The organism is Streptomyces sp. NPDC049577, assembly GCF_040675635.1.
Lineage (GTDB): Bacteria > Actinomycetota > Actinomycetes > Streptomycetales > Streptomycetaceae > Streptomyces.
The window spans coordinates 1-6996 of record NZ_JBFAPH010000330.1 but is presented as its reverse complement, the minus strand read 5'-3'; the positions used below and the strand labels follow the sequence as shown (position 1 = coordinate 6996).

Below are 6996 nucleotides of genomic sequence, written 5' to 3'. Positions count from 1 at the left end.
CCGCGGGTTCAGCGAGGTGTACGGGTCCTGGAACACCATCTGGATGTTCCGGCGCACCGCCTTCAGCGCACGCCCCGACAACTTCGTGATGTCCTGACCCTTGTACAGGATCTCGCCCGAGCTGGCCGTCTCCAGCATCATCAGCAGCTTGGCGACCGTGGACTTGCCACAGCCGGACTCGCCGACGATGCCGAGCGTCTCGCCCTGGTAGAGGTCGAAGGACACGCCGTCGACGGCCTTGACCGCGCCGATCTGCTTCTTGAGCAGCAGGCCCTGGGTGATCGGGAAGTGCTTGACCAGGTTGCGCACCTGGAGGATCGGCTCCCCCTCGCGCACGGGCTTGCTGATCGCGGCCTCGACCTTCGCGACCTCGTCGGCGGCCGGCTGGTCGGAGACTGCGGCCTCGTCGTTCATCTTCGGCTCAGCCATGGATGGTCTCCTTCCAGAAGTGGCAGGCGCTGCCGCGGCCGGCCAGCTCGGCACCGTCGCGCTCGGTCACCTGGTGCAGGGCCGGCACGTCCGTGCGGCACAGGTCCTGGGCGCGCGAGCAGCGGGGGCTGAAGGCGCAACCCGGCGGGATCGCCAGCAGGTTGGGCGGCAGGCCCTTGATCGCGTACAGCTCCTGGCCCTTGTGGTCCAGGCGCGGGATCGAGTCGAGCAGACCCTTGCTGTACGGGTGCGCGGGGCGCTTGTAGATGTCGTGGACCGGGGAGGTCTCGACGATGCGGCCGGCGTACATCACGGCGATCTTGTCCGCGACGTCTGCGACGACACCGAGGTCGTGGGTGATCAGGATCAGACCCATGTTGTACTCGCGCTGGAGCTCCGCGAGCAGGTCCATGACCTGGGCCTGGACCGTCACGTCCAGGGCCGTGGTCGGCTCGTCCGCGATGATCAGCTCCGGCTCCAGCGCCAGCGCCATCGCAATCATGATGCGCTGACGCATACCGCCCGAGAACTGATGCGGATAGTCGTTCACCCGCTGCTTCGCCGCCGGGATACGCACCCGGTCCATCAGCTCGACGGCCTTGGCCTTGGCGTCGGCCTTGGACATGCCCTTGTGGACCCGGAACATCTCGCCGATCTGGGCGCCGACGGAGTGCACGGGGTTGAGGGCGGACAGCGCGTCCTGGAAGATCATCGCCATCTTGGCGCCGCGCAGCTTGCGCCGCTCCTCTTCCCCGAGCTTCAGGATGTCCTGGCCGTGGAAGAAGATCTCCCCGCTGGGGATGCGCCCGGGGGGCATGTCCAGGATGCCCATGATGGCCTGGGCGGTGACGGACTTGCCGGAGCCCGACTCGCCGAGCACGGCCAGCGTCTCACCGGCGTCGACGGTGTACGAGACACCGTTGACGGCCTTGGCGACGCCCTGGTCCGTCTTGAACTCCACGTGCAGGTCGCGGACTTCCAGCAGGGGTGCCTTCTTGGTCTTCGCCGCGTCCGCCCCGTTGGTGCCGGGGTTCTTCTCGACCGTGGTCATGATGCCTTCCTTCGCCCGCGCGGGCCGTGGTTCTCGTGCCGCTGCTGAGTCATCCCGGTCACCGCAGCTTCGGGTCGAGGGCGTCGCGCAGGCCGTCGCCGACGAAGACGAAGCCGAGGCACGACAGCACGACAGCGGCGCTGGGCACGGCCCAGAAGATGTCGTTGACGCCGACGAAGTCACGGGAGGCGGAGATCATGGTGCCCCACTCGGGGGTGTCCGGGGAGACGCCGACGCCGAGGAACGACAGGGACGCCTCCGCGACCACGGAGATGCCGACGCTCGTGGTGGCGAAGATGAGCACCGGGGCGATGGAGTTGGGCAGCACGTGGCGGAGCAGGATGCGCCGGGTGCCGGCGCCCAGGGCCTTCGCCGCCATCACGTAGTCCGCCTCACGGACCGACAGGATCGAGCTGCGCAGCAGTCGCGAGATCGTGGCCCAGCCGAAGAGGGCCAGGGAGAGCACGACGGGCAGGACGCCGCGGCCGGTCAGCAGGATGATCACGATGGCGCCGACGAGCAGCGGGAACGCGAAGAAGATGTCCGCGATGCGCATGATGAGGCTGTCGACCCCGCGGCCGAAGTAACCGGCCAGCGCGCCCAGGATGATGCCGAGGACCGTGGCCAGCAGCATCGAGGCGAGACCGACGATCACGGCGATGCGGGCGCCGTAGATCACGCGCGAGAACACGTCGCGGCCCAGGGCGTCGGTGCCGGCCCAGTGGTCCCCGGAGGGGTCCGCGAGGGTGTTGGTCAGGTCCTGCTCGTACGGGTCGTGCGGGGCGATCAGCGGAGCGAGGATCGCGGTCAGGAACAGCAGGGCGACCAGGCCGAGGCCGACCACGGCGAGCCGGTTCTTGACGAACCGCTTACGGATGTCGGTCCACTGCTTGGTGGCCTTGATCTCGGGCTCGCCGCTGCCGGCCGCCTTGCCGTCTGCCGTCGGCCTGGGCTCGCCCCCGAGCTCGGCACTCACAATGTTGGTCATCGTCATTTCTCTCTTCGTTGACCGTTGCTCGCTCAGCCGAGCCGGATACGGGGGTCGAGGACCGCGTACAACAGGTCGACGATCAGGTTCATCACGACGAAGACGCCGACGCTGATGGTGACGACGCCGATCACGATGGGGTTGTTGTTCTGGGTGATGGCGGTGACGAGGGCGAGGCCGATGCCGTCCCAGTTGAAGATCGCCTCGCTGATCAGCGCGCCGCCCAGCAGGGTGCCGAACGAGATGCCGATGTAGGTGACCACGGGGATGATCGAGTTGCGCAGGATGTGCTTGGTGAGCACCTGGCGCTTGGGCACTCCCTTGGCGATGGCCGTCTTCACGTAGTCGGCGCGCATGATCTCGAGCATCGAGCCGCGCATCAGACGGGAGACGATCGCGGCGTCCAGCAGCGCGAGGGTGAGGGCCGGGAGCAGCATCGTCTTGAACGAGCCGTCGGCCACCACGGGCACCCAGCCGAGCCGGACGGCGAAGACGGACTGCAGCAGCATGCCGAGCACGAACGGCGGCACGCCGATGAAGATCGTCGTCGTGATCGTCGTGATCACGTCGGTCACGCTGTACCTCTTCAGCGCCGCGATGACACCCACGACCACACCGAGGGCGACGTCGAAGGCGATCGCCAGGACCGCCAGCTTGGCGGTGTTGGCGATCTTCGGCTTGAGGATCTCCGTGACGGGGCGGCCCTGGGTGTAGTCCTGACCGAGGTCGCCCTGGGCCAGCTTGCCGACGTAGTTGCCGTACTGGACGACGAGGGGCTCGTCGAGCCCGTAGCGGTGCCGCAGTTCCTTGACCACGGCGGGGTCGCGTGCCTTGTCGCTGCCTGCCACGGACCCGACGGGGTCTCCGGGCAGGACGAAGAGGCAGGCGAAGAGAATCATGGTGGCGCCGAGGACGACGAGGACGAGCTGTCCGAGCCGTCGTGCGATGTACCGGCCCATGGAGTGCCTTCTTCCTGAGGGGTCCCCGCAGGTCGCGGCCGCTGCCGGCGGGGCAGGGCGGCGCGGACGTGGGGGGCGACGCGGGAAAGAGGCCGTGGAGGGCGGGGGGCTCCCGTTCTCCACGGCCTCGGAGTGCTCGGCGGGCGGCGGCCTGGGCCGCCGCCCGCTTCATACCCGATGGGCTAGCGCAGGGAGATGTCCGCGAGGGTCGGGTTCTCCACGTAGTCCATGGAGACACCGGCGAACTTCTTCGTGTTCACCAGACGCTGCTGGGTACGCGTGTACACCGGGATGAGGGCCGCGTCGTCGAGCGCGATCTTCTCGGCCTGCTGGTAGAGCTTGTTGCGCGCGGCCTCGTCCTTGGTCTCGCGCGCCTTGTCCAGCAGGGTGTCGAACTCCTTGTTGCTCCAGCGGCTGCGGTTGTCACCGACGACCTTGCCGTTGGCGTCCTTGTTGATGGACTGCGTGGCCAGCAGCGGGAAGAGGATGGCGTCCGGCGTCGGGTAGTCGGCGCTCCAGGCGAAGCGGAACATGCCGCTGCCCTTCGGCGACTGCTCGGCGTCCAGCAGCTGGGCGAAGGCCTGACCCTTCAGGTTGACCTTCCAGCCGAGCACGTCCTCGATCTGCTTGGCGACGGCCTGCATCCACTCCTCGTGGCCGGCACCGGTGTTGTACTGCAGGTCGATGCTGGTGCCCTTGCCGAGGCCGGCCTTCTCGGCCAGCTCCTTGGCCTTGTCCTTGTCCTGCTTGACGCAGGAGCCGCACAGACCGTCCTGGTACACGCCCTTGAAGGACGGCGGCAGGATGGTGGTGGAGGCCGACTGCAGGCCCTTGAACACGCCGTTGGCGATCGCGTTGCGGTCGATGGCGTAGGAGACCGCGAGGCGGGCCTCCTTGGTCTTGAGCGGGCCGTTGTCGGTGATCGGGAGCACGAAGTTCATGCCCGCCGTCTCCTGCTCGAGCCACTCGTTGTCCTTGGCGTACTTCGCCTTCAGAGTGGGCATCTGCGGGACCGGCATGCGGGCCCAGTCGAACTGGCCGGCCTGGAAGCCCTGGGTCTCCAGCTGGACGCTGTTCTGCGGGTTGAGGATGCTGATGTTCACCTTGTCCAGGTGAGCCTTCTGCAGCCCGTAGTCGTCGTTACGGACGAGCGTGATGCTCTTGTTGTGCTCCCACTTGCCCTCCATCTTGAAGGGGCCGTTGCCGATCGGAGCCTCGTTGTAGTCCTTGTTGTTGGCGGCGCCGGCGGCCTTCGGGACGGGCGAGAAGACCGAGTGACCGGTCTTGATGTTGAACCCGCAGTCGGGCTTGGAGAGTTCGACGTGGAGCTTGTCGGGCGCCGGGGCGGTGACGCCCTCGAACTTGTCGGTCTTGCCGCCCTGGATGTCGTCGAAGCCCTTGATGCCGGCCATGTGGTAGGCGACGTCGGAGGCGGACTCCTTCAGCGCCGCGCGGGTCCAGCCGCGGACGAAGGACTCGGCGTCGACGTCCTCGCCGTTGGTGAACTTCGTACCGGTCTTGACGCCGAAGTCCCAGACGGTGCACTTGTCGTCCGAGGTGCCGGACGTGGCCAGCATCGGAACGAGCTTGCCGTCCGCCGTCGGCTTGTAGAGACCGGTGAAGAGGGCCTGCGTGACGACCTCGCCCTCGCTCTCCTGCGAGTTGTACGGGTCGATGAACTTCGGCTCGGTGATGCCGAGGCTGAAGGTTCCACCCTGCTTCGGGTTGGACGCCGGCGCGGTTGCCGGGTTGTTGAACGGCTCGCGCTTTCCAGCCGGAGCGGCGTCGTCGTTCTTCTTACCTCCGCCGCCACAGGCGGTCGCAGCCAGGGCCACGACTATCGCGCCCGTGACCCACTTGGCGCTCTTGGCACCGCGCATGGGTTCGCCTCCTCATGAGTCCACTGTTCTACAAGGAGGGACACCGGGCCCCCGCTGACACCCCTGACAGCGGAGTCGGGACCGGTGCCCCAAGTGTGCTCGTGAGTCGGCGCTCCCCACAGCGCGTGACCCATTGACCCGAGCTCAGTGAACCCAACTATTAAGCAAGGCCGCGCTTTAAACCACACTTACAGGGTCTCGCTTTGGTCACATCGATCACCTCGACCCGCTTAATATCCGGACAAACGCGGCGGGGACAGACACCTACGAAACGGACTGTTAACACAACATCCGGAGTCGGGAGTCCGATATACGGGCATCCGCGGTTAATCCACCGGCCATCGGACGGATCCCGGGACGGTATTCGCGCGACGCGGGAGGCAGTTATGGCCGGATCGGGACTGGCGCCCGGCTCCGCACCGCCGGTTCCCCACCGTAAGCGGGCCCCGGAAACGGCCCGGGCCCGGGGCCACCGCTCGGAAGAGCGGTGGCCCCGGGCCCGGGTGCGAACTACGACCGTCAGCCGACGGCGCGGTCTCAGCCGTGCTTGGCGCGGGACGCGGTGCGGCTGCGCTCCTTCTGGTCCAGGACGACCTTGCGGATGCGGACCGCCTCCGGGGTCACCTCGACGCACTCGTCGTCGCGGCAGAACTCCAGCGACTGCTCCAGGGAGAGCTTGCGCGGCGGGACGATCGCCTCGAAGGAGTCGGCGGAGGAGGAGCGCATGTTGGTGAGCTTCTTCTCCTTGGTGATGTTGACGTCCATGTCGTCGGAGCGCGAGTTCTCGCCGACGATCATGCCCTCGTACACCTCGGTGCCCGGGTCGGTGAACAGCACGCCGCGCTCCTGGAGGTTCGTCATCGCGAAGGCGGTGACGGCACCGGCGCGGTCGGCGACCAGCGAACCGTTGTTACGGGTCTGCAGGGTGCCGAACCACGGCTCGTGGCCCTCGTGGATGGAGTGGGCGATGCCCGTGCCGCGGGTCTGGGTCAGGAACTCGGTCCGGAAGCCGATCAGACCGCGGGACGGCACGACGAACTCCATGCGGACCCAGCCGGAGCCGTGGTTGGACATGTTGTCCATGCGGCCCTTGCGGACACCCATCAGCTGGGTGACGGCGCCCATGTGCTCCTCGGGCACGTCGATCGTCATACGCTCGACCGGCTCGTAGGTCTTGCCGTCGATCTCCTTGGTGACGACCTGCGGCTTGCCGATGGTCATCTCGAAGCCCTCGCGGCGCATCTGCTCGACCAGGATGGCCAGCGCCAGCTCACCGCGGCCCTGCACCTCCCAGGCGTCGGGGCGCTCGGTGTCCAGGACGCGCAGCGAGACGTTACCGATCAGCTCGCGGTCCAGACGGTCCTTGACCTGGCGGGCGGTGACCTTGCGGTCCTTGACCGCGGCCTTGGCGTCCGCGCCCTTGCCCGTGCCACCACGGCCGACCAGCGGCGAGGTGTTCGTGCCGATGGTCATGGAGATCGCGGGCTCGTCGACCGTGATCAGCGGCAGGGCGACCGGGTTCTCCGGGTCGGCCAGGGTCTCACCGATCATGATGTCGGGGATACCGGCGACGGCGCAGATGTCGCCCGGGCCGGCCTTCTCGGCGGGCTTGCGGGTGAGCGCCTCGGTCATCATCAGCTCGGTGATGCGGACGTTCTGCATCGAGCCGTCGCGCTTGATCCACGCGAC

General features: G+C 67.5%; 5 protein-coding genes and 1 pseudogene. All 6 read right to left on the bottom strand.

Annotation, left to right across the window (positions count from 1 at the left end; all coding sequences use genetic code 11):
- A partial coding sequence (locus AB0K09_RS27300; protein WP_366068067.1) for an ATP-binding cassette domain-containing protein occupies nt 1–414 on the bottom strand: 414 nt, incomplete at its 3' end.
- 7 nt (nt 415–421) lie between these two features.
- The gene (locus tag AB0K09_RS27295) at nt 422–1480 is read right to left on the bottom strand and encodes an ABC transporter ATP-binding protein (protein WP_366068066.1); all 1059 of its coding nucleotides are present in this window, start codon (nt 1478–1480) and stop codon (nt 422–424) included.
- 58 nt (nt 1481–1538) lie between these two features.
- Nucleotides 1539–2468 (bottom strand): ABC transporter permease, encoded by a 930-nt coding sequence (locus tag AB0K09_RS27290; protein WP_366068065.1) that lies wholly within the window; start codon nt 2466–2468, stop codon nt 1539–1541.
- A gap of 32 nt (nt 2469–2500) precedes the next feature.
- Entirely contained in the window at nt 2501–3427 is a 927-nt protein-coding gene (locus AB0K09_RS27285; RefSeq protein ID WP_366068064.1) for an ABC transporter permease, read from the bottom strand.
- Nucleotides 3428–3609: 182 nt separating this feature from the next.
- Nucleotides 3610–5307: a peptide ABC transporter substrate-binding protein gene (locus AB0K09_RS27280; protein ID WP_366068063.1), complete on the bottom strand. Its 1698-nt coding sequence runs from the start codon at nt 5305–5307 to the stop codon at nt 3610–3612.
- A gap of 537 nt (nt 5308–5844) precedes the next feature.
- A pseudogene (locus tag AB0K09_RS27275) lies at nt 5845–6996 on the bottom strand (translational GTPase TypA); the annotation flags it as partial.